The organism is Marininema mesophilum (genome assembly GCF_900106775.1).
GTDB classification, from domain to species: Bacteria; Bacillota; Bacilli; order Thermoactinomycetales; family DSM-45169; genus Marininema; species Marininema mesophilum.
Genome location: NZ_FNNQ01000008.1, coordinates 22,763 through 44,839 on the forward strand (window position 1 = coordinate 22,763; position 22,077 = coordinate 44,839).

General features: G+C 44.9%; 21 protein-coding genes and 3 tRNA genes. All 24 read right to left on the reverse strand.

The genetic code is table 11. The features are described 5' to 3' along the window. Window positions 1–191 precede the first annotated feature (191 nt). Complete coding sequence (gene thrS, locus BLV90_RS08975; RefSeq protein WP_091739542.1) at window positions 192–2,120, reverse strand: threonine--tRNA ligase; 1,929 nt, start codon at window positions 2,118–2,120, stop codon at window positions 192–194. A gap of 331 nt (window positions 2,121–2,451) precedes the next feature. Next, window positions 2,452–3,351 (reverse strand): putative sporulation protein YtxC, encoded by a 900-nt coding sequence (gene ytxC, locus BLV90_RS08980; protein WP_091739545.1) that lies wholly within the window; start codon window positions 3,349–3,351, stop codon window positions 2,452–2,454. A 102-nt stretch (window positions 3,352–3,453) separates the two neighbouring features. Further along, window positions 3,454–4,116, reverse strand: a complete 663-nt coding sequence (locus BLV90_RS08985; protein WP_091739548.1) for a metal-dependent hydrolase — start codon at window positions 4,114–4,116, stop codon at window positions 3,454–3,456. A 338-nt stretch (window positions 4,117–4,454) separates the two neighbouring features. Then, window positions 4,455–4,542: transfer RNA gene (locus BLV90_RS08990), tRNA-Leu, on the reverse strand. Between the two features lie 10 nt (window positions 4,543–4,552). Then, window positions 4,553–4,627, reverse strand: a tRNA-Gly gene (locus BLV90_RS08995). Window positions 4,628–4,637: 10 nt separating this feature from the next. Continuing rightward, window positions 4,638–4,713 (reverse strand) — tRNA-Phe (locus BLV90_RS09000). A gap of 89 nt (window positions 4,714–4,802) precedes the next feature. Then, window positions 4,803–5,735 carry a primosomal protein DnaI gene (gene dnaI / locus BLV90_RS09005; protein WP_091739551.1) on the reverse strand — a complete coding sequence of 311 codons (933 nt, stop codon included), beginning with the start codon at window positions 5,733–5,735 and terminating at the stop codon, window positions 4,803–4,805. Next, window positions 5,735–7,249 (reverse strand): replication initiation and membrane attachment family protein, encoded by a 1,515-nt coding sequence (locus tag BLV90_RS09010; RefSeq protein WP_177167973.1) that lies wholly within the window; start codon window positions 7,247–7,249, stop codon window positions 5,735–5,737. Before BLV90_RS09010 ends, dnaI begins: the two co-directional genes overlap by 1 nt. Before the next feature lie 133 nt (window positions 7,250–7,382). Further along, on the reverse strand, window positions 7,383–7,838 hold the full coding sequence (gene nrdR, locus BLV90_RS09015; protein ID WP_091739557.1) for a transcriptional regulator NrdR: 456 nt from the start codon (window positions 7,836–7,838) through the stop codon (window positions 7,383–7,385). Between the two features lie 218 nt (window positions 7,839–8,056). Then, window positions 8,057–9,097: a glyceraldehyde-3-phosphate dehydrogenase gene (locus BLV90_RS09020; protein WP_091739871.1), complete on the reverse strand. Its 1,041-nt coding sequence runs from the start codon at window positions 9,095–9,097 to the stop codon at window positions 8,057–8,059. A gap of 221 nt (window positions 9,098–9,318) precedes the next feature. Then, window positions 9,319–9,954: a lytic transglycosylase domain-containing protein gene (locus tag BLV90_RS09025; protein ID WP_091739560.1), complete on the reverse strand. Its 636-nt coding sequence runs from the start codon at window positions 9,952–9,954 to the stop codon at window positions 9,319–9,321. Next, entirely contained in the window at window positions 9,915–10,523 is a 609-nt protein-coding gene (gene coaE, locus BLV90_RS09030) for a dephospho-CoA kinase (RefSeq protein WP_091739566.1), read from the reverse strand. Before coaE ends, BLV90_RS09025 begins: the two co-directional genes overlap by 40 nt. 28 nt (window positions 10,524–10,551) lie before the next feature. After that, window positions 10,552–11,199 carry a sporulation membrane protein YtaF gene (gene ytaF, locus BLV90_RS09035; protein ID WP_245726303.1) on the reverse strand — a complete coding sequence of 216 codons (648 nt, stop codon included), beginning with the start codon at window positions 11,197–11,199 and terminating at the stop codon, window positions 10,552–10,554. 87 nt (window positions 11,200–11,286) lie between these two features. After that, window positions 11,287–12,111 carry a DNA-formamidopyrimidine glycosylase gene (gene mutM, locus BLV90_RS09040; protein ID WP_091739571.1) on the reverse strand — a complete coding sequence of 275 codons (825 nt, stop codon included), beginning with the start codon at window positions 12,109–12,111 and terminating at the stop codon, window positions 11,287–11,289. Window positions 12,112–12,134: 23 nt separating this feature from the next. Beyond that, the gene (gene polA, locus BLV90_RS09045; protein WP_091739574.1) at window positions 12,135–14,783 is read right to left on the reverse strand and encodes a DNA polymerase I; all 2,649 of its coding nucleotides are present in this window, start codon (window positions 14,781–14,783) and stop codon (window positions 12,135–12,137) included. Between the two features lie 196 nt (window positions 14,784–14,979). Then, window positions 14,980–15,381: a DoxX family protein gene (locus BLV90_RS09050; RefSeq protein ID WP_091739576.1), complete on the reverse strand. Its 402-nt coding sequence runs from the start codon at window positions 15,379–15,381 to the stop codon at window positions 14,980–14,982. A gap of 518 nt (window positions 15,382–15,899) precedes the next feature. Further along, complete coding sequence (locus BLV90_RS09055; protein ID WP_091739579.1) at window positions 15,900–16,100, reverse strand: heavy-metal-associated domain-containing protein; 201 nt, start codon at window positions 16,098–16,100, stop codon at window positions 15,900–15,902. A gap of 303 nt (window positions 16,101–16,403) precedes the next feature. Continuing rightward, entirely contained in the window at window positions 16,404–17,456 is a 1,053-nt protein-coding gene (locus BLV90_RS09060; protein ID WP_091739582.1) for a CHAP domain-containing protein, read from the reverse strand. After that, window positions 17,453–17,602 (reverse strand): hypothetical protein, encoded by a 150-nt coding sequence (locus tag BLV90_RS16235; RefSeq protein ID WP_177167974.1) that lies wholly within the window; start codon window positions 17,600–17,602, stop codon window positions 17,453–17,455. The genes BLV90_RS09060 and BLV90_RS16235 overlap by 4 nt, the downstream gene beginning before the upstream one ends. A 44-nt stretch (window positions 17,603–17,646) precedes the next feature. Further along, window positions 17,647–18,303 carry a phosphate signaling complex protein PhoU gene (gene phoU / locus BLV90_RS09065; RefSeq protein WP_091739585.1) on the reverse strand — a complete coding sequence of 219 codons (657 nt, stop codon included), beginning with the start codon at window positions 18,301–18,303 and terminating at the stop codon, window positions 17,647–17,649. A gap of 17 nt (window positions 18,304–18,320) precedes the next feature. Then, entirely contained in the window at window positions 18,321–19,094 is a 774-nt protein-coding gene (pstB, locus tag BLV90_RS09070; protein WP_091739874.1) for a phosphate ABC transporter ATP-binding protein PstB, read from the reverse strand. Window positions 19,095–19,108: 14 nt separating this feature from the next. After that, complete coding sequence (gene pstA / locus BLV90_RS09075) at window positions 19,109–20,044, reverse strand: phosphate ABC transporter permease PstA (RefSeq protein ID WP_091739588.1); 936 nt, start codon at window positions 20,042–20,044, stop codon at window positions 19,109–19,111. Next, window positions 20,044–20,976 (reverse strand): phosphate ABC transporter permease subunit PstC, encoded by a 933-nt coding sequence (pstC, locus tag BLV90_RS09080; RefSeq protein ID WP_245726304.1) that lies wholly within the window; start codon window positions 20,974–20,976, stop codon window positions 20,044–20,046. Before pstC ends, pstA begins: the two co-directional genes overlap by 1 nt. Before the next feature lie 94 nt (window positions 20,977–21,070). Beyond that, window positions 21,071–22,012: a PstS family phosphate ABC transporter substrate-binding protein gene (locus tag BLV90_RS09085; protein WP_091739591.1), complete on the reverse strand. Its 942-nt coding sequence runs from the start codon at window positions 22,010–22,012 to the stop codon at window positions 21,071–21,073. Window positions 22,013–22,077: the final 65 nt, after the last annotated feature.

Below are 22,077 nucleotides of genomic sequence, written 5' to 3' on the forward strand. Positions count from 1 at the left end.
CCTTGAACACATAACGGTGTGCGACCGGCAGTCGATACTGGTTCAGTAGGATCATCCTACTACACGTTCCCAACTGCGACTCAGAGGGGGTGATGCACCATCCAGTGGGTTGGAAGGTTTACAGCCGGTGACCTTCCTTCTCTGTTAACCATAGATCAAGCATCCTGGCCTCATCATTGTCGTTTCCTAACTTATTTCTTATCCGCAATCACTTGTTGAATATCTGCAATCACTTCATCAATAGGGCGAGCCCCTTGATCACCTACCCCCCGTTTGCGAAGGGCGACAGCTCTTTGTTCCTGCTCCTTTTCACCAATGACGAGCATATAAGGGACTTTTTGCAACTGAGCCTCACGAATCTTGTATCCGATTTTCTCACTACGTGCATCCAACTCTGCACGAATCCCTGCCGCTTTCATCTTCTCTACGACCTCTTGAGCATAATCGTGGAAAGAATCAGCAATCGTCATCACCTTCGCTTGTACAGGAGATAGCCATAACGGCAGGGCTCCCTTGTAATACTCGAGTAAGAAGGCAACAAATCGTTCCATGGTACCCACGATCCCACGGTGGACAACTACTGGGCGATGGCGTTGGCCATCTTCACCGATGTACTCCAATTTAAATTGATTAGGGAGATGGAAATCCAGCTGAACTGTAGAGAGGGTCTCATCTTTCCCTAGCGCGGTCTGTACCTGAACATCGAGCTTCGGACCGTAGAAAGCGGCTTCCCCTTCCGCTTCTACATAGTTGACACCCAGCTCATCCATGGCAGCCTTCAGCATTTGCTGGCTTTTTTCCCACATCTCATCATTATCCACATATTTCTTCTTATCCTTTGGATCACGATAGGATAAGCGATACCAGAAGTCTTTAATTCCAAAGTCCTTATATACTTGCTGAACCAATTGAACCACTTTGATAAACTCATCTTTGATTTGATCTGGACGACAAAAGATATGCGCATCGTTCAAGGTCATCGCCCGCACACGCTGTAGGCCTGAGAGGGCACCTGACATTTCATAGCGATGCATCATTCCTAACTCTGCAATCCGAATCGGCAGGTTCCGATAGCTCTTCAGTTCATTCTTAAACACCATCATATGGTGGGGGCAATTCATCGGACGTAGCACCAACTCATCGTTATCCATCTGCATCGGTGGATACATATCCTCATGGTAGTGCTCCCAGTGACCAGAAATTTTGTACAATTCCACGCTTGCCAGGTGAGGAGTATACACATGCTCATATCCTAAGCGCTCTTCTAAATCGACAATATAACGTTCAATCGTACGACGAACCGTTGCTCCCTTAGGTAGCCAAAGGGGTAACCCTTGTCCCACTTCCTTGGAGAGGGTGAAAATCCCAAGCTCTTTACCCAGTTTACGGTGATCCCGTTCCTTGGCCTCTTCTAATCGATGAAGATGCTCGTCTAACTGAGATTTCTTTGGCCAGATGGTTCCATAGATCCGTTGGAGCATCTGGTTTTCTGAGTTCCCTCGCCAATAGGCACCTGCAACACTAAGTAACTTAAAAGCTTTCATCTTCCCTGTAGAAGCCAAGTGGGGCCCTCGACACAGATCGAAAAATTCACCCTGGTGATAAATCGTGATCAGCTCGCCCGCTGGCAGTTCCCGGATTAACTCCAACTTCAACGGATCTCCTACTTCTTCATAGATCCGCAACGCTTCTTCACGAGAAACAACCTGACGAGTCACAGGAAGATTTTCCTTCACAATCTTTTCCATCTCTTTTTCAATCTTCGGTAGATCCTCTGCCGTGATCGACTCAGGTAAGTCCATATCGTAATAAAAACCATTTTCGATCACAGGCCCAATGCCCAATTTCACATCCGGGTAGAGGCGTTTTACCGCCTGAGCCATCAGATGAGCCGCACTATGACGGTAGACTTCCAGTCCTTCCGCATCATCTAACGTTAGGATTTTCACCTCAGCTTCATTGGGAACTTCCCGAGAGAGATCCACAGGTTTCCCATCGATCATTCCTGCTACTGCTTTTTTAGCTAAGCCACGGCTGATGGACTCTGCTACTCCTAGCACCGATACCTTATCTTCAAAGGATCGTTCGGTACCATCAGGTAAACGTATTACAACACTCATCCTGCGACCACTCCCTTTTAGACAAAATAAAAACACCCGCCCCGTAAAAGGGACGAGTGTGTCACACGTGGTTCCACCCTTATTTAACTATACCAATCACAGGTATGGTATAGTCCTCAAGCACATAACGGCTGCTACCGGCGGCAGATACTCGTTCAGATAACATTCCCTGTCGCGACTCAGAGGGGGTCTTGCTTCATACAGTGGGTTGGAAGGTTTTCAGCCGATGACCTTCCCTCTCTGCTAACCATGATATGAAACACGCTGTCCTCGTCCATGTCATTACTCACACCAAAATGTGTATGTATCATATCACCACCCTCTACCTGAGTCAACCATCTTCTCCAATATTAAAATGCCACTTACAATCCACACACCCCTCACACAATGTAATTCGTCCTGAAAAAATTTGGAGAAGGGTTCTAATAACGTTCTCTTCGGGATTGAGACTATGAAGCACAACCTGCTCGGGTGCCGCTGTTAACAAGGTACTGACGATCATATCCTCCTGGGACAGAGTATCTGCCATCAGCTCATCTACAACCCCATCCATCTCATTGAGGGAGAGTGGTTTACCCTCAACTGTCAGCAAGTGAAATCGCCTTTTCCCTCCACCATGAACCACATGAATAAGTGGTACTTTTGAAGGTTGTGACGCGACAAAATGACGTAACAAATTAATAAACTCCTGATACTCTTGATCCAACAAGTATTCATCAATCGCATGTTCAACCAATTTAATCAATACTTTCTTATACCGTTTCATTCGGAAATGAAAATAACCATCCACCGCCAGAAAATGGGTATGAGTCAAGTAATGAGCAACTTGTTGTGCCATTTTCTCCTTCCGGTGTAGAGAGCCATACTCTTCATCTACCTCATCCTCTGTATCTACTAGGAGGTGAAATGCATAGCTTTCAATCTGTCTCGTCTCCTGCGGATCCCGATAATGAAATTCTTTGGCGATAATTTGCCGTATAAAGGCAGGCTCATCTACAGTAATTAAGTAATCTGCCACAGCCTGACCTAGTTGCTGACGCAAGCTATGCTCACGCTGTCGTCCTAATTGACGATTTAGACAGGTAAAAATCGTTCGATCCCCCTGCCGCTTCTCTTCCAAATCAAACCCGAATCGCTCTAGCTTACTCCGTTGATTTGTCAAAAGCTCACGCATGCATAACACTTCTTGGGATGCAGCATGGCCAGGCACAGATATCTGATAGGCCCCCATCGATCAATCGGCTCCTTTGTCCATTTACGATTAGTATATGGGCGGGGACATATCTGTATACGTCAAGAGGCGAGGTTAGCAAATCATTCGAATCATTCCTTTTCAACTAAAAAACATATAACGAAATGCTCCCACTGGGTCACGAAGAACTTCAACCAGTACTTTGGAGGAGGTTCCCGAAAATAACAAGTAAAGAATAGTCAACGACCCACCATACATAGCGATCTTCCCGGTAAGTTTATCGACGATATCTCCACTTCGGATACTAAAACCGATATTCTTGGTTCCGATTCGCTTTTTCCATGGCCAAAATAAGGGGATTCCCCCAGCTGTGATGCTGTCGGCCAATAGGTGAGACAAGTATCCTGCTACCAAGGGCCATATATAAGTAGGTTCTGCCATATAAGTAATACCAGCTACTAAAAATAAAGAAAGTAACGAGTGTGTAAAACTGCGATGGGGGATAAAAGCGACAGCCATTGCATACACTCCTGCCAGAACAACCCACAAGGCTAATCCTTTAAGAATGCCTAATAATACAATTGCCGCTCCTAAAAGTGCTAATGCAACGGATCTATACTTAATAGAACGAAACAACAGATTGTTAAGCACACTACCATCTTCATCGATATCCGGTAAAATCGAGCCGATAGACGCCACCATCACTGCCGTTACACATGCTCCAACATCTGTCGCTAAGCCGTTTGTCGCTACAGTTACCGCCCCCGCTGCCACCCCTAGAGATAAATGTGTGTTTCCCGTCATAAACTTCCTCCTCTTCCGAAAATACCAACATATGTTTGCTTGTTTTGCGATAAAAAAGGATCGATACAATCACGCATCCACCCCAAGAACCCTTTTGAAAATATTTCTATGCCGGCAGGAAGTGTCTTTATTTATCCTATCATAATCACTTATCAATCGGTCCGTTCTCCTGCAAAGTCCTTTTATCTTTCTAGCTAGACGTATACCATTCCAGATGCTCCTCAAAATCTCCTAAAAATAAGGGGATAGAAGCTATTAGTTCAATCACCAAAATTAAACACACAAAATTATAATTACAAAAAAAAGATCTCCCTACTAGGGAGATCTTTGCTTCCATATGGTACCGAGGGTCGGACTCGAACCGACACGGTGGGAACCCACCCCGGGATTTTAAGTCCCGTGCGTCTGCCATTCCGCCACCCCGGCAAAGGTAAGATGGAGCGGATGATGGGATTCGAACCCACGACCCTCGCCTTGGCAAGGCGATGCTCTACCCCTGAGCCACATCCGCATAACAACAATGGTGGTTCGGGACGGAATCGAACCGCCGACACGAGGATTTTCAGTCCTCTGCTCTACCGACTGAGCTACCGAACCTTTTAACTAATTGGCGACGAAATTGATTATAGCATGGCTTTTATCATGAAAGCAAGAGGGTGTTATTTCTTTTTATGATTTTCTTCATTTTAACCTTGCTCACGCCAGTTAGGGCCTTCTACACAATAATCATCCATACACGGACGAATCCGCTCCATCAATCGCTTCGCTTTCATCCGTTCTGTTCCACCTTTGTCCGAATAGGCAAAATGATCTTCTAGCTCATCTAAGTCCAAATTAGAAGTAATCACTGTCGGCATTTTTTCTGTCATCCGATACTGTAGTAACGCTCCGATAATTTCATCACGGGTCCAGGGGGTCAATGTCTCCGCTCCCAGATCATCAAGAATAAGTACGGTCGCCTTTTTTAAGGCATCCAGTTTTTCCTGGATCATCCCATCACGGATTGATTCTTTAATTTCCCTAAGAAAGTCAGGAACATATACCATCAGAGAATCTACCTGATGGTCCACTAACTTTTGTGCCATCGCCCCAGCGATTCGACTTTTCCCCACACCAAAGGTTCCATATAGATAAAGGCCCCGTTCTGGACGCTTCTGCGCAAACTGTTGACAAAACTTAACCGCTGCAATAATAGCTGGTTTTCGAGCATTATTAGGCGTGATGGAGGAGAAAGTAGCCGACAAGATATCCGTGGGGATATGATGACTCTTGATCAACCGCTTCCGATTCCTTTCCTTCTCCTTCGCTATCAACTTGGGACAAGGTTGCAACCGTAGATCGAGGTAACCACCATACATAGCCAGCTCAGGTTGATGACCCTGCATCAGGTTTGGACAATTCTCTAGTCCAGGACATTGATCACAATGCCCGCGCTCTTCTACCAATTGGTGTAATGCACCAATAGAGCGCCGATATACTTCCTGGGGCACCTCAGGATGCTCCATCCGGAAGGCCTTTACCTCTCGAGCAGTTAAAAGCTCTTGCAGGCGTTGTTCTAGATTGACTCGGCGATTTAGTTTTTCTCGAATCGGAGATACCACCCTATCGATCCGCTCCATTACGCATTCCCCTTCTGCTTATCCCTTTCAGCAAAACTTTGTTCCATTTTTTCAATCTCCGCTTGAATTTGGGCCGCAGCCTCAGGATCTACTTCCCACTCCTCCAGTGGAGATGACCCTTGTTTTTTTTCCTGGGATCGAGCGATTGCCTTCGGCAATTTATCCTCCGCCCCACGTCTGCTCTTCCGTGTAGAGGTTGTCCCTTGGCGGCGTTTATTTTCTCCGCTCTTTCGCTTATTCCACTCCCAGTTAAGCTCCTTGCTCACCATTTCTCGCGCTTCTTCTACTGTGTTTATGTTTTTCCGTTGCCAGTGACCCGCAATTTTTTCCACGAGTGGACGTGGGAGCTTGTAATCATAGGTATAGAGCACATACTCCAACAAAACATTGATCACACCATTGGATAATCCATATTGACTCGTCAGATCCTCTACCAATTCTAAATCGGAACGAGGGATTTGCTTTCCCTTTTGAAAATGGGAGAGTAGTTTGATGGGCGACAACTGACTCAACATGCGGAAATGACGCTCTTCTTCCTTCGTCTGTCCTGAAACTTTCTGCTCCCGTTTCTTAGACTCGACTTGTTTTTTTGAAGAGGGTTCAGTGATTTGCGCCTGTTCCATCGTTGCTGTGAGTTGCCTTCGTCCGACAACAACAGGAGCACTCCCAAATCGCATTCGATATTGACTCCGTACAAAAGAACGAAACCGCGGGATATCAATGCGACCACTTTGGGTTACATAGGGGTTTTGCAAAGCTTTTATCAAATCCCAATCATCCAGTTGATACAAGAAACGAATCTCTCTGAGACAAGCCTCTACAGAAGCAGTCCATGCCCCTTCATCCAAGATATTAGCTAAACGAGACCTCACCATCGACAAGTCATCTTCCTCTCGATTAAAAACAGGGCGACGACCTTCGATACTTCCTTCTTCCTCTGCTGGACTAGGGAAGGGAGTGTCCTGCTCTAACTCTGTAGCCGAGGTAATCTCAGTCGGAGAAAGAGAACCAAACACTTGGCCAAATGATTTGGTCACCTCTACCCCATTCTCTTCCCTATTTTCATGAGAAGAAGCGAGCAATTCATCTCGCAGTAATTGGAAACGTTCCTTTCCAATCCGGTTTAGTAAGGCCACACTTAAGACATCGCTCTGAAAGAAGCGAAGGGGTGTTAATGGTGGGACCAACTCGTACTCTAGTAACCTGCTATCCTTTTGCGAAACACTAAAGGAATTTAGTAAACCCACGCCCTCTAAAAGGTAGCGCGCTTCTAATACTTCTGCCAATGACAAAGAGAGTCCCTTCATCAGGTCGAGATGATTCATCATATGAGAGTTCCCTGCTTGATGGAGGGGCAAATGACAGTACAATGTGGTATACAAACTAGATGCCCGTGCGCCAATAATTGGCTGGTAGAGGCGTGTTAATGCTATCAAATCGGCTATATATAGAGGACGGCAGCTGTGTACACACCAGCCATCCCGTGGCGTACATTCTCTCCATGTCATCGACATCATCATACCCCCACTCCGGTCGAAAAGTTGGATACCCATTGTACCAAGAGTGGCCTTTTGGGACAAACCTCGTATTTTGACCTTAAGAAAGGGCATGCTCCTTTCTACTGATCCGATCACTTGCTAACGGCTTTCAGGACCGATTCAACAGTTCTTCCAATTCCCTTACAAATACATTGATATCTTGAAATTGGCGATAGACCGAAACAAAACGCACATAAGCCACTTCATCCACATCAAGCAATCGTTCCATGACCATACTACCGATCTCTTGTGTTGGTACTTCTGACTCGTTTCGCTCTTGCAGGGAACGTTGTACCTCATCGACCAATCTCTCTAACCGCTCCATCGGAACCGACCGTTTTTCACATGCCCGAATTAATCCGCGCAACAGCTTCTCTCGCTTAAACTCTTCGCGGCTTCCATCCTTTTTAATAACGATCAACGGCTTATCTTCCACCATTTCAAACGTTGTAAATCGCCGTTCACAATCTTCACATTGCCGTCGACGCCGAATCGACTTTCCTTCATGTGCGGGGCGTGAATCCAACACCCGACTTCCGATAGAATAGCAAAACGGGCACTTCATCCTCATTCCTCCTGCATTGTACTTCCTTCCGGGTCCACCTTATCGTCTCCTAAATATAACACATCCCTACTCTCTTTGTACGAATTATGGGAACGTGTACGTAAAAACCAACAACCCGCCATCACTTCGATAGCGAGTCATTGATACATTATCGATCCATTATTTTTTGCGGACTTAAGCTTCATGAAAGTAGGTCTTGGCCAACCGGAGCCATGCAATTACACAGGAATCCGCTCCTTCATGACCTTATCGGCTAAAAAAGGTTCGCCAACTTTCTTCACAAGATCAACCACCCGACAAGAATAACCCCACTCGTTATCATACCAAGCAAGGACCTTAACCTGGCGATCCCCGATCACCATGGTGGATAAAGCATCAACAATCGTAGAATGTGGATTCCCAATAAAATCAGGGGAAACTAATGGTTCTTCGCAAAATTGGATGATTCCTTTCATCTCAGAGGTAGCAGCATTTTGCAATGCAGCATTTACCTCTTCTACAGTTACCTCGGTGTTCAAATCAACTACCAAGTCGACGACAGACACATTGGGTGTAGGTACCCGTAAAGATAGTCCATTTAATTTACCAGCTAACTCAGGAAGGACGTTACCAATGGCGCTAGCCGCACCGGTTTTTGTAGGGATAATGGATTGTGCACACGCACGGGCACGACGTAAATCCTTGTGCGGGTTGTCCAAATTTTTCTGATCGTTTGTATAGGAATGAACCGTCGTCATCAAACCCTGTTCAATGCCAAATTGTTCATGGAGAACTTTGACCAATGGTGCCAGGCAGTTCGTCGTACAGCTGGCGTTAGAGATAATATGATGCTTCTTATGATCGTATGCGCTTTCATTAACGCCCATCACAACCATCACATCTTCATTTTTCCCAGGTGCAGTGATGACTACTTTTTTAGCACCTGCTTGCAAGTGAAGTCCTGCTCCCTTACGATCACGGAACTTCCCTGTTGCTTCGATAACGAGGTCAATATTTAACTCTGCCCAAGGTAATTTTGCTGGATCCCGTTCGGAGACTAATTGGACAATGCGACCGTTTACATGTAAATGACCGTTTTCAACTTTAATTTCATCATCAACGACCCCATGGATCGTGTCATATTTTACAAGGTGTGCTAAGGTTTCAGCGGGGTAGCTAGCGTTGACAGCTACCACTTCGAGATCCTGCTCCCGAATCGCCTTTCTGAATACCATCCGCCCAATACGGCCAAATCCGTTGATTGCGATACGTAGAGACATATGATACCCCTTCCTGATCTTCATATGATCCATACCAGTTCCTCTCTTATTATAATCAGTATGTCACATATTGCAATGTGTTGTGTTGAAATGCCTTACTCTTGACAAGGTTATTCCCACAAATAATACCCAGCGGCACACGCTCCACTGGGTATTATATACAATATGATGAGATAGGACCATATATTTCTATGTAATTTTAATAGTTTTTTGTTTTTCCTCTACTCTGTTCGGGTGTAAGAACCTCTTTTTTTTGTGAGGTTTTCATACAATGCACGATATTTCTCTTTATAGTAGAATACTCGTTGAATATAGTGACGAGTTTCACCAAAGGGAATTCTTTTCAAGTGCTTTCTTGTTCCATCCCATCGCCCTCGCTTTAGCCATTTATTGACATTCCCTGGACCTGCATTATACGCGGCTACAGCGGCAAGCTCATTTCCTTTATACTCCCTTGTCAAGGCGGCGATATACCAGGAACCCATATGAATATTAATCGATGGATCGTGTACATAGTCTCGAAAAGCAGGTGAAAACTTCCCACGCTCTACCACGAAATCCACTGTTTCCTGGGTGAGTTGCATCAACCCTTGGGCTCCTACTCGAGAGCGGGCCTTTGGATCAAAATCGCTCTCTACCCGTATAATGGCCATCACCAAAAATGGGTCTGCCCCAGTTGTCTTTGCACTGTTTATGATGGAGTCTTCATAGCGAATCGGATACATCCAACGATTAATTAAAGGCGTTGCCAACATTAAGAATGCAAGCAAAATAATGATAGCCCCGACCATTTTCCTCTTCGATGGGAGGGAATCGATTACCGGACGGATCCATTTTCGCGCACCCATGTTTCCCATAGGAGATCTACCTGCCTTTCCGTGTCCGCCATCGTTCCTGAATTATCGATGAGTACATCTGCAAACCGTTTCTTCTCTTCAATCGGCATCTGAGCTTGTACCATCTGCATCGCTTTTTCATCACGGATCCCCTCACGTGCCATTAACCGCATTAATTGAAGTGGTTCAGGTACGTAGACAACGACCACCTGATCTACCAAGAAAGTAAGTCCTTCTTCAATTAACAGGGGGATGTCCAACACAGCAATTCCCCCTGGCTTGCTTTCAAATTCATCCCGCAACGATTGCATTCGGTGAAGGATCAGCGGGTGAAGAATTTGATTGAGATCTTTTCGTGCCCCTTCATCATTAAAGATCACGTTACGTAAAGCATGACGATTTAATTCGCCAGAATGAGTAAAGACACTGTCTCCAAAACGCGCTCGCACTTTCACGCTTCCCTCAGTTCCTGGCTCCACCACTTCCCTCGCCACTTGATCTGCATCAATAATCAACCCTCCGCGTTTGGCGATCATCTGTGAAACTGTACTTTTCCCAGTAGCAATCCCACCTGTCAACCCGATAGCCACCTTATATCCCTCCAAGAATAAGATCCGCTTACTCCATAAAACGTATAACACCCATTACAATTAACAAAATACCGGGTATATAAGCTCCCGCAGAGAAGAATGCCCACCCACGAAAGCGAAAACCAATCCTCATTCCCATCGCCAAAAAGAGGACACTCATTAGCGCAATGGTGCCGGCTGCCATCCAAGGCGAGAACCCCAGTAAAGCCGCACCCAGACCTACACCAAAGGCATCCAAAGAGAGGGCCATTCCAAGCCACACGGCCTCCCCTGAACTGATCACCCCTGAATCATCGCGATCTGCCGCGATCGGAGACTTTAATATTTGAATCACGATCCCAAATTTACGTAATTCAAAAGAGAAGACTCGTACAGGTGTCGTCAATTCTTTGTTAGATTGAGATGAGTGACTCTGGCGTACCTGGACTAAAGTATAAAGACCCATAAAAACGAGGATCGTAGCACCTACTCCTGAGGTAATACTCGGAGGAATCCACATTGCCCCTATCCGTCCCAGTTGCATGGAAAGTCCCGCAACACCACCAGAACAACATCCAATTATAAGTATGGATACCCAGTGAATTCTGATCCGCCGCAATCCATAAGTTACGCCTACACCAAAGCTATCTAGACTAACTGCCATCGCTAGCAGTATGTGAAAAAAGACGGCCCCCACCAGCCATCCCTCCATTCGACAGGGAATTGAATACCCTATCTTATTTACGGGCAAATGGTGGTGTGACCGATCTCATTACTTCTATTTTTAATGCTGGCAGGTCGTGCAAAAATGAGTTCCGCGTCCGGTAACCACAATCCGTTGAATCGGTTCACCGCATTGGTGGCAGGCTTCTCCTTTCCTACCGTAAACCTTGATCTGTAACTGAAACATCCCCATCTCGCCATTGCCATCGACATAAGAGCGTACAGAGGAACCCCCCGCTTCTACAGCAGTGGAAAGAACAGAACGGATACTTGTATAAAGACGTTCAACATCATCTGGGGTTAATGACTCCACTAATCGTTCGGGGAGAATCGATGCCCCAAACAAGGCCTCGTCCACATAAATATTACCCAAACCGCTCAAAAATGCCTGATTTAACAACAGTGACTTTATTTTGGTACGACGGCCACTTAGCGAACGTTGAAATCCTGCTAAAGTAAAATCTTCGGAAAGCGGCTCTGGCCCCAGCTTGGCCAATGGAGGTCGCTTTAAGTCCTCACCAAGAGGATAAAGGTGCATCGTGCCAAATTGACGAACATCTTTGTACCGAAGCTCTGTCCCATCTGTAAAGCAAAATCGAACATGGGTATGCTTCTCTATCGGCTCATCCTTCATGGCCAGATGGTAGCGCCCCTCCATACGTAGGTGTGAAACTAATACATGTGTATCCAAGAAAATACGAAGGAACTTCCCTCTCCTTCCTACATCATGGATCGTCTGCCCCTTCAGCATCTCTTGGAAAAGGTCTGGACTTGGTGGTTCTTGAATAATTCGCGGTAAGGTAACTACACCTTCTTCGATGGTCTTCCCTGATATTAACTTTTGCAATGTCTTTTTGACTGTCTCTACCTCAGGTAATTCTGGCAAGCCGCTCTCTCCCTATCCATCCATTATTTCGCATCATACCAAGTCTTACCCGTATCCACATCTACTCTTAGTGGTACGGATAATTCTACGGCCTCTTCCATCACTCGGCACACAACCTCAGATAATGTTTCTAATTCTTCCTCAGGCGCCTCAAAAATCAATTCGTCGTGTACTTGAAGGAGCAATGTAGCCGATAAATCTGCCTCATCGAGGGCGCTTTTCATCGCTACCATCGCCTTTTTGATGATATCTGCTGCTGATCCTTGAATCGGAGTATTCATCGCTGTACGTTCTGCGAAGCTACGGCGATTAAAGTTTGGAGAGTTGATATCAGGGAGATAGCGACGACGTTCCAGCATCGTTGTGACGTACCCATCCTTCTTCGCTTTCTTTACGATATCTTCCATATACTTATGCACACCGGGATAGCTTTCCAAATAACGTTCGATAAACTCGGCTGCTTCTTTACGGGTAATGTTTAAGCTTTGTGACAAGCCATAGTCGCTTATCCCATACACAATCCCGAAGTTAACCGCCTTCGCTTGGCGCCGCATCTGGGATGTAACTTCCTCTTCCTTAACCTTAAAAACATCCATCGCTGTCTTTGTATGAATATCCATATCTGAATGAAAAGCCTCGATCAGATTTTCATCAGCAGAGAGATGGGCAAGCACCCGTAGTTCAATCTGCGAATAGTCCGCAGCTAATAAGAGCCAGTTCTCCCGTGAAGGAATAAACACCTTACGGATTCGTCTGCCTTCTTCCATCCGGATCGGGATATTTTGTAAGTTCGGATCTGTGCTAGAAAGGCGCCCAGTAGCTGCAATCGCCTGCTGAAAACGAGTATGTATCTTCCCATCCTCTTCTGAACGCTCCTTCATCAATCCTTCCACATACGTAGAAATCAACTTAGACACCTGGCGATAGTGAAGAATCTCTTCCACAATCTCATGCTGGGGAGCCAATTTCTCCAAAACATCAGCACTCGTGGAGTATCCGGTTTTTGTTTTTTTCAACACAGGAAGTCCTAATTTATCAAAGAGAATCTCCCCTAACTGCTTTGGGGAATTGATGTTGAACTCGGTTCCAGCCAGATCATAAATCTTGCTAGTTAGCTCCTTAAGTTGGGCAGAAAGTAGCTTCCCAAGTTCCTGCAATCCTTCTTTATCTACTTTTACACCCTGCCACTCCATTTCCGTCAGCACATGACTAACTGGTAGCTCTAGCTCGAAATAGAGTGTGGATAGCCCTGATTCCTCTAATTCCTCTTCTAAGACTGGTTGTAGCCGGGTAAGCGTCTCCGTCTTTCGAGTCAAATGGGCTGCAAGCTCTTCACCTTGTAGTGAACGCCGTTTTGCTCCTTTTCCATACACCTCATCATCTGCTGGAAGAGAAGCATCCAGTTTTCGTTCAACAATATCAGATAGTTCATGAGCTGATTCGGAGGGATTAATGATGTATGAGGCCAGCATCACATCAAACGTAAAACCTGCTGAATCCAATCCATTTCGTTTCAACGCAATTTGGGTCCCTTTAACATCATAGGCACACTTCTTTTTACTAGGGTCCGCTAACCACTCCCGAAACGCTTCCCAGCCTTGTGCCACCTCTATGGGAAGGAAGAGGTGATCGTGATCACTGGAGAGAGCAAGAGCGGATACCTCTGCTCTGTGATAACTAGGGCTACTCATCTCCACATAAAGAGAAAGCTGATCCTCTCGCAATAGTTTCTCCCACTTTGAAGTATCCTTCTCCGTAAGAAGATGATAAGTTAGCTCTTTTACAACTGATAAAACGGAGGATTCTTCGTCTTCTTGACTGATGCGCTTTAAGAGACTCTTAAACTCCAATTTTTTAAATAACGGCGCTACCTTCGCTGGTTCAAAGGGGCGATATATAATGTCCGACAAACTAAAATCAAGAGGAGTCTCACACATAATCGTGGCCAACTCTTTACTCATCAGGGCCTGGGCTTTATTTTCTCCTACACGTTCTTTTAGCTTTTTTCCAGGTAGATCCGCTACATTAGCCAATACTTCTTCTACCGAACCATATTGGTGTAACAATTTTAGGGCAGTCTTCTCCCCTACACCAGGAATACCAGGTATATTATCCGAAGAATCTCCCATGAGGCCTTTAAGATCAATAATCTGCTTAGGTTTAAGACCATATCGTTGATCAATTTCAGCGATATCATATCGCTGGGCATCTGAAACTCCTTTTTTGGTCATCAAAACCGTCACATGTTCCGTGACCAACTGCAGAAGATCCTTATCCCCAGTAACGATCGTCGTCGCTATTTTCTGTTCATCCCCGGCACAAGCCATCGTTCCAATAATATCGTCAGCTTCATAACCATCTAGTTCAAAATGACGAATTTCCAATGTATCCAAGATCTCCTTGATCAATGGAAATTGCTCTGAGAGCTCTCCAGGTGTCTTATCCCGTTTCCCTTTGTAATCACCGTAACTGGTATGGCGAAAGGTAACTCGTCCAGCATCAAAGGCAACCAATACATGTGTCGGCTTCTCTTCCTCCAACACCTTCATTAACATCATCGTGAAACCATAGGCTGCATTGGTGAACGTACCACTCTGATTGGTCAGCAAAGGAAGGGCATAAAAGGCACGAAATGCAATACTATTACCATCTATCAAAACTAATTTATCCATGGAGGCCTCCATCTGTGAGATCGGGCATCGCCCAGCAAACGTCCATTTGTTCATTAAACCACTTATCTATCATTCTATCATGACGGCTATTCTCACTCCAGCCACATCGTCCTGCCAATAGATAGATGGATGAACGGAAGGAATACCTGGAGATCCAGTATTCCTCCCATTCAAAACTATTTCACTTCTTTTGCAGTCATCCCTCGATCTTCTCACTGGAATCTTTCCGTGCAGATGGGGACTTCCCTTGCTTTACTGGTTTTCTCAGCGTTCCAATCGTAGCCAGGACTGCAAGTGTGATCCCAGGCATCATCACATCCATGGCATTCCCTTTCATAAGGATGGAAATGATAGCCCCGATCATGATCGTAGAGAGTAACGCAACACCATGACGTGTATATTTGCGAAATAATAAGGCGATCCCACCGATGACTTCTAGCGAACCGATAACCAAACGGAACCAGTCAGGAAAACCAAATTTATGGAAACCCTCTACAGCCATTTTTACACCAATTAACTTCGATACCCCTGCTTGTAAAAACAACCCCACAACCAACAGAAGTCCTATCCACCCTACTACCTTTAACACCTTATTCACGTTGTCCACTCCTCCTTTTCTTTACCCCTAGCCCCCACCAATGTATGAGGCTCAAAATCAATAAAACACAAAAAATCGAAAAATTTATCAGAAACTCTTGTTCGCGCTACAGTATCCCATCACCTGCTTTTTCGTGTGAATTTTCCGAAAAAATATGATTGCGAACAATACATTTTGTTTATAATCCAATTATGGATGAAATAGGGGGGTGATTTGTCCGCCTGGTCGGAGTTTTTGTCGTCATGCTACTTACAAAGCAGAATGGCATGGTAGAAACGGTGAAAGTCGGGAAGCAGTTCCCTTCTAGCCAGCTATGCTCTTCCTGTGAGTTTAAGCTTGGAATAATCCTGTCAGTAGACGGGAGTTCCCAAGAATCCCCCACCTCTTAGCGTTAGCGTAGGTGGGGGAGGTTCAAGAATAAAAAACAGCTAGGCACAATGTGCATTGTACTCAAGCTGCTTTATGTAGACGTTCCATATTTTTTAGTTCACGAACAGGGGGATATCGAGAATAACCCCTTACATCACTTCATATCCCTGCCCAGTTATTACTTGATTAATCTCCTCTAACGTTAAATCCGTTTCATCAAAAGCAACCTCTACACTCCCCGTCGTCAAATCAACTTGGCCCTCTACTCCAATACGTGCTAATGCTTCTTGGAGTACTTCAATACTCTCTTCTCCCTGTAATCCACTTACAACTAGCTTCGCTTGTCGCACACGATCACCTCATTCATAGAATCCATCGCAATCGACATCGCAACACCGCAAATCCATTATCATTCAAACCTTTCGGACTTCCGAACGCAGGATGACTTCAATCTGCTCCCTCTACTACTCTCGCATTCTACCATATAGGTTATCATGTTTTTTCCACTTCTCCAACTTGAGATTTTCCAGTTTACAGTTGAAGTGTGACAAAAAATTATAGATTACGAATGAAAAACCATGAAAGTGAGCGTTGAACGAGGGAGGGGCAAAAAAAAACGCCCCATCAGGGCGAAATAGCGAAATCATTACATTTTAACGAACATGAATAAAATTACTTACACTGGAGGCAGGAATAACTCGTTTCCCAAAGCCATAAGGAGTTTCCAAATTGTACTCTTCGACTTCTACTGAGGAACCCTTTACTTCGGTAACATAGGCCACATGTCCAATACTACCAGCACCGCCAACCCCTGGATCAAACTGCGCAATCGCACCTACCGCTGGTTTATTGTTGACAGTCATTCCAATGGAACGAGCATTTTCATCCCAATTTTCCGCGTTACCGAAATGACCACCTTGCATGTTATTGTCAAATTTAAGTCCATGCTGATTCATCCGCCAAGCAACAAATGAAGTACATTGTCGGTTATAGAATTGCCAAGGATCTACACCACTCGTACTAGCGTACTTATATGGATAGAGAGAAGCACTCACCATCGTCAGAGAGTCCATCTCTGATTGAAGGGAGTCCGCTTTATTATCTAATTTAGATAGTTTCCCTTTTGTCTTCTCTATCTCTCCCTGAACTTTTTCGTAGATCTTCCGTGCGTTCTCGGCTTTGTCCTTTTGCTTCTCAGCCAGCTCTTTATGTTTTAACTTGAGCGCTTCTTGATCCTTTCGGATTTGATCATATTTATCAAACAACCTTCGGTCACGTGCAAGGATTAAACGAAGGGTTTCAAAGCGATCCAAAAAGGAACTAAAGCTTTTCGCATTCAAAAGAGACTCCAGCGTGCCCATTTCTCCTTGTTGAAACACTAACTTTAAGCGATCTTTAAAGAGTTGTTCGTAATATTTAAGTTCTTCCTCATTCTCTTTTTTCTTCTTCTCTGCTTCATAAATTTTTTTGTTTGTTTTAGAGATCTCTTTCTCTATTTTCTCTACTTTCTCTTTGCTAGGCTTAATTTTTTCCTTCAGTTTCTCTATCTCTTCTTTTACTTGCTCTTTTTTCTTTTTTACTACTTTTAACTCTGATTTTTTTGAATCCACTTTATCACTTGCTGCGTGTGCATGCGTGCTCTCTATTGGCATAAGCCCACCTAACAGGCTAGCCGCAAGGATTCCGACAAGAAAACTTCGTTTCATGAAACCTCTCCTCGTCTCCCAGTCTCTCTGTTTATTTTACAGAAATAACGTTCGACAGCAACCCCCATTTTTTTCGACTGGTAAAGATTACGCACATCGATGGATCTAACTGCTCCCACATCCGTCACAAGCCATACTCTGATCATACAGAAAATCCTTCTCCTAACGAGAAGGATTTTATCCAAAAGAACTAGTTAAGGTCAACCCTTTTACCTGTTTCGATATAAACAATTTCTTCAGCGATGTTGGTTGCATGATCTGCGATTCTTTCCAAATAGCGGGCAACAAAACAAAGCCGCAAGGATACTTCTGTAAACTGCTGCTCGTTAATCATTCGTTCAAGTAGTTCCTTCACAATCCGCTCATACATTTGGTCTACTTCATCATCCTGTCTTGCCATCGCTTTAGCCAGCTCTTCATTTCCATCAATATAGCTATTAATCCCATCATGAACCATTTTCTGTGTTATTCGAGCCATTTTAGGGATATCTTCTAATTTCTTAAAGAGTTTCTGATCACTTTCCACCATCTTCACAGCCGTCTCCGCAATATTGCGTGCTAAATCGGCCATCCGTTCCATATCAGAGGCAATTTTTAAGGCTGCGATTAATTTGCGTAAATCCTTGGCTACTGGTTGCTGAGTTGCGATCAAGGTTGTCACTTTCATATCCAACTCTTCTTCGATCTTATCCACTTCCGAATCATGCAACATCACTTCTCTACCTAGATCAGCATCCAGATTAGCAAGGGCTCTAACCGCTTTGTTAATGGCAACTTCCAACTTTTCTCCCATATTGAGTAGAGTAGACTTCACCTCTAACAGGGATGTGTCAAATGGTCGGATCATGGCATGGTCTCCTTTCATTAACCAAAACGACCCGTGATATAGTCTTCCGTTCGCTGGTCGTGAGGGTTGGAGAAGAGGTGATCTGTCTGGTCTTCTTCTACTAGTTCACCACTCAGAAAGAATGCTGTCCGATCAGAGATTCGAGCAGCCTGTTGCATGTTGTGAGTCACGATAATAATGGTAAACTTTCGCTTCAGCTCTTGGATCAATTCTTCAATCTTAGCCGTCGAGATGGGATCCAGTGCCGATGTGGGTTCATCCATTAAGATAATTTCCGGTTCAACAGCAAGGGTTCTTGCAATACAAAGCCGTTGTTGTTGACCGCCAGAGAGGCCCGTCGCACGATCTTTTAATCGATCTTTCACTTCATCCCAAAGCGCTGCTTGGCGAAGGCTCCGTTCTACAATTTCATCTAAAACTTTACGGTTTTTCTCACCATGAACCCGGGGACCATAAGCCACATTATCGTAAATGCTCTTCGGAAAAGGATTTGGTGCTTGAAACACCATCCCTACTTCCTTACGAAGCATTTCCACATCGATGGATTTATCGTAAATATTCTCATCATGCATGGTGATGGCTCCATTGATACGCACACTAGGAATCATGTCATTCATCCGGTTTAATGCACGTAAGAAAGTAGATTTTCCGCATCCAGATGGACCGATCAAGGCAACGACGGTATTTTCTTCGATCGACATCTGGATCTTATCGAGGGCTTGTTTTTCTCCATAAAAGACATCGAGATTCTCCACCTGAATGACATAACGGGACATCGTAGCCTGACTCATCATCGGTTTCCTCCTTATCTATCTTTCCTTGCAAAACGATTTCGTAGGAATACAGCAAAAGCATTCATCGATAGTAACATCGCCAACAGGATTAATATCCCCGCTGCGGCTAGGTGTTGAAATTCTGCCTGGGGTTGACTCACCCAGTTATAGATTTGAATGGGCATCACTGTGAAAGCATCTAATGCATAGCCCGGCGTAAATGCGATGAAGGATACGGCTCCGATCATAAGAAGTGGAGCAGTCTCACCAATTGCCCGGGAAAGGGCCAGAATAACCCCTGTTAAAATCCCTGGCATGGAATAAGGAAGTACCACTCGGCGAATGGTTTGCCATTGGGTAGCTCCCATAGCAAATGAAGCGAACCTCAAATTATTGGGTACACTGGAAATCGCTTCGCGGGCAGCCACAATCACAATCGGCAAAATTAAAAGGGTCATCGTGAGCGAACCTGCTACAACGGTCTTGCCTAAACCCGCAAGACGTACAAAAAGGGTAAGACCTAAAATACCGAACACAATCGAAGGCACACCCGCCAAATTACTAATGTTGAGCTGAATGAAGCGAGTAAATCGGTTTTTCCGTGCATACTCCTCAAGATAAATCGCTGTTCCTATACCAAGGATAAAGGTTAGGGGAATCGTTAAGCCGATAACCCAGAGCGTTCCCCAGAAAGCCGCTTTGATCCCTGCCTGTTCGGGTAGACGAGAAGCGAAATTATTGAAAAAGTCGGGAGTAACCCAAGCCCAACCTTCCTCCACTACATCCCACAGCAAGGCACCCAGTACAAAAACTCCAACCATCGTACTAAGCAAGAAAATAGCATGGGCACATCGATTCTTCCAACGACGAAAACCAAAATGAGAACTCTCTCTCTTCTCTACAAGAGAGAGATCTGGGGGAGTCGGTTTCCCTCTTTGATGATGGACGATCGCTTTTTCCGCACTCATCAGTACTCCTCCTTAAAGCGACGAGAGATATATTGCGCTAGGAGATTCATCAGCAATGTGAAGATAAAGAGAGTCATCCCGACTGCATAAATCGCGCCATACGCGATGGAACCAAAGCTATGATCTCCAGTAGCAGCTTGCACGATGAAGCTCGTCATCGTCTGGATGGAATCTGTGGGATCTAGGGTCATCCGTGGTGTGGCACCGGCAGCAATCGTCACAATCATCGTCTCTCCAATTGCCCGGGAAAGACCGAGAACAAACGATGCGATAATCCCAGACAAAGCAGCAGGAACAACGACTTTTAGGGCCACTTCTAATTTTGTACAACCCATCGCATAGGCCGCTTCACGAATACTTCGCGGGACAGCACTCATTGCATCTTCGGAAAGAGATGCGATGAGTGGAATAATCATAATCCCAACAACGATACCAGCAGACACCGCGTTGAAGACACCCATGTCAGGCAAAATAGTCCGTAATAACGGGGTGATGAAGGTGAGCGCGAAGAAACCATAGACAATCGTCGGCACCCCTGCCAATACCTCGAGAATCGGCTTTACCACCTTACGCACCTTCGGATTCGCATACTCACTAAGGTAGATCGCACTAGCCAGTCCGATGGGAATCGCAACGAGTGCTGCAATTCCTGTTACCAATAATGTGCCTGCAATCAGTGGCAACACACCGAAGCTTTGTTGTGCCTCATTAAATAACGCAGTCCATTTTGTCCCCGTTATATAGTCGAAGAGAGAGACCTTTGTAAAGAAAGAGATCGTTTCCTTAAGAAGAGTGCCGACGATTCCAAGGGTTGTAAGAACCGAAACCAGTGCACAGGCAAGGAGAAATTTTGGAATCATGCTCTCCCACACTCTCCCTAAAGTACGCTTCCGTCTAAAGCGCCCCAACGTAGCAAGGGAGTGATTTTTCAACGTTCTATGCTCCTTTCGATAAACAAGGGAAAGTGTGGCCCGATCCTTCTCATTGAGAGGGAGGTCCACACTCCCTTTTGGAGTGATCCATGGATTATTTGCCTTCGAGGCGAGCTAATCCCTTTTTATAATCCTTATCTTGAAGAGGAATAAATCCTACATCGGAGACAAGTTGCTTCCCATCTTTTAGATAGAAGGAGAGGAATTCTTTAATCGCTTTATTTTCTGCCATTGTTTTCTTATCAGCGTAAACATAGATCATACGAGAGAGAGGGGCATAGCTACCATCTTTGATGGTTTTAACAGATGGAGCTACAGCTCCGTCACCATTGTCAACCTTTAGGGCATTCAATTTACTTTTATTTTCCTTATAGTAGGAAAAGCCAAAATATCCTAGAGCGTACTCATCTCCCGCTACCCCTTTTACTAGGGTGTTATCGTCTTCGGACTGTGTATAATCCGTACGGCTCTTTCCTTCTTCACCTACAATAGCGCCTGTGAAATAGTCAAAGGTACCATCAGAAGTTCCAGGACCGTAAAGTTTAATCGGTTTATTCGGCCAGCTTGAACGAACATCTTTCCAGGTTTTCACCTTAGAATTGGGTTCCCAGATTTTTTTCAGTTCGTCTTTTGTAATGGATTTTGCGAAATTATTTTTTTTGTTAACCACTACAGAGATCCCATCAAAGGCTACTGGGATTTCCTTTGGCTCAAGCCCTGATTTTTTAGCAGCGGCCTTTTCATCATCTTTAATCAGACGAGAGGCATCGCTCAGGTCTGTTTCTTTTTTACTCCATTTTTGAAACCCAGCACCGGTTCCTGATTCAGCAACGGTGACATTAACACCAGGGTTTTTCTTCATAAACTCTTCTGCTACTGCCTGGCTAATTGGGTATACCGTACTAGAACCATCGATTTTAATGGTACCAGTGAGTCCCTTCCCCTTTTCACTACCACCACCAGCATTCGATGAACAAGCAACAAGTGAAACGGATAGTATAAATGCACCCGCAACAGCCAAACCCTTCTTCCACATAACGTGTAACCCCCTAGAGTCGATGGAATCAATTATTCCTCTTTCATTGTCTACTATAAAGAGTG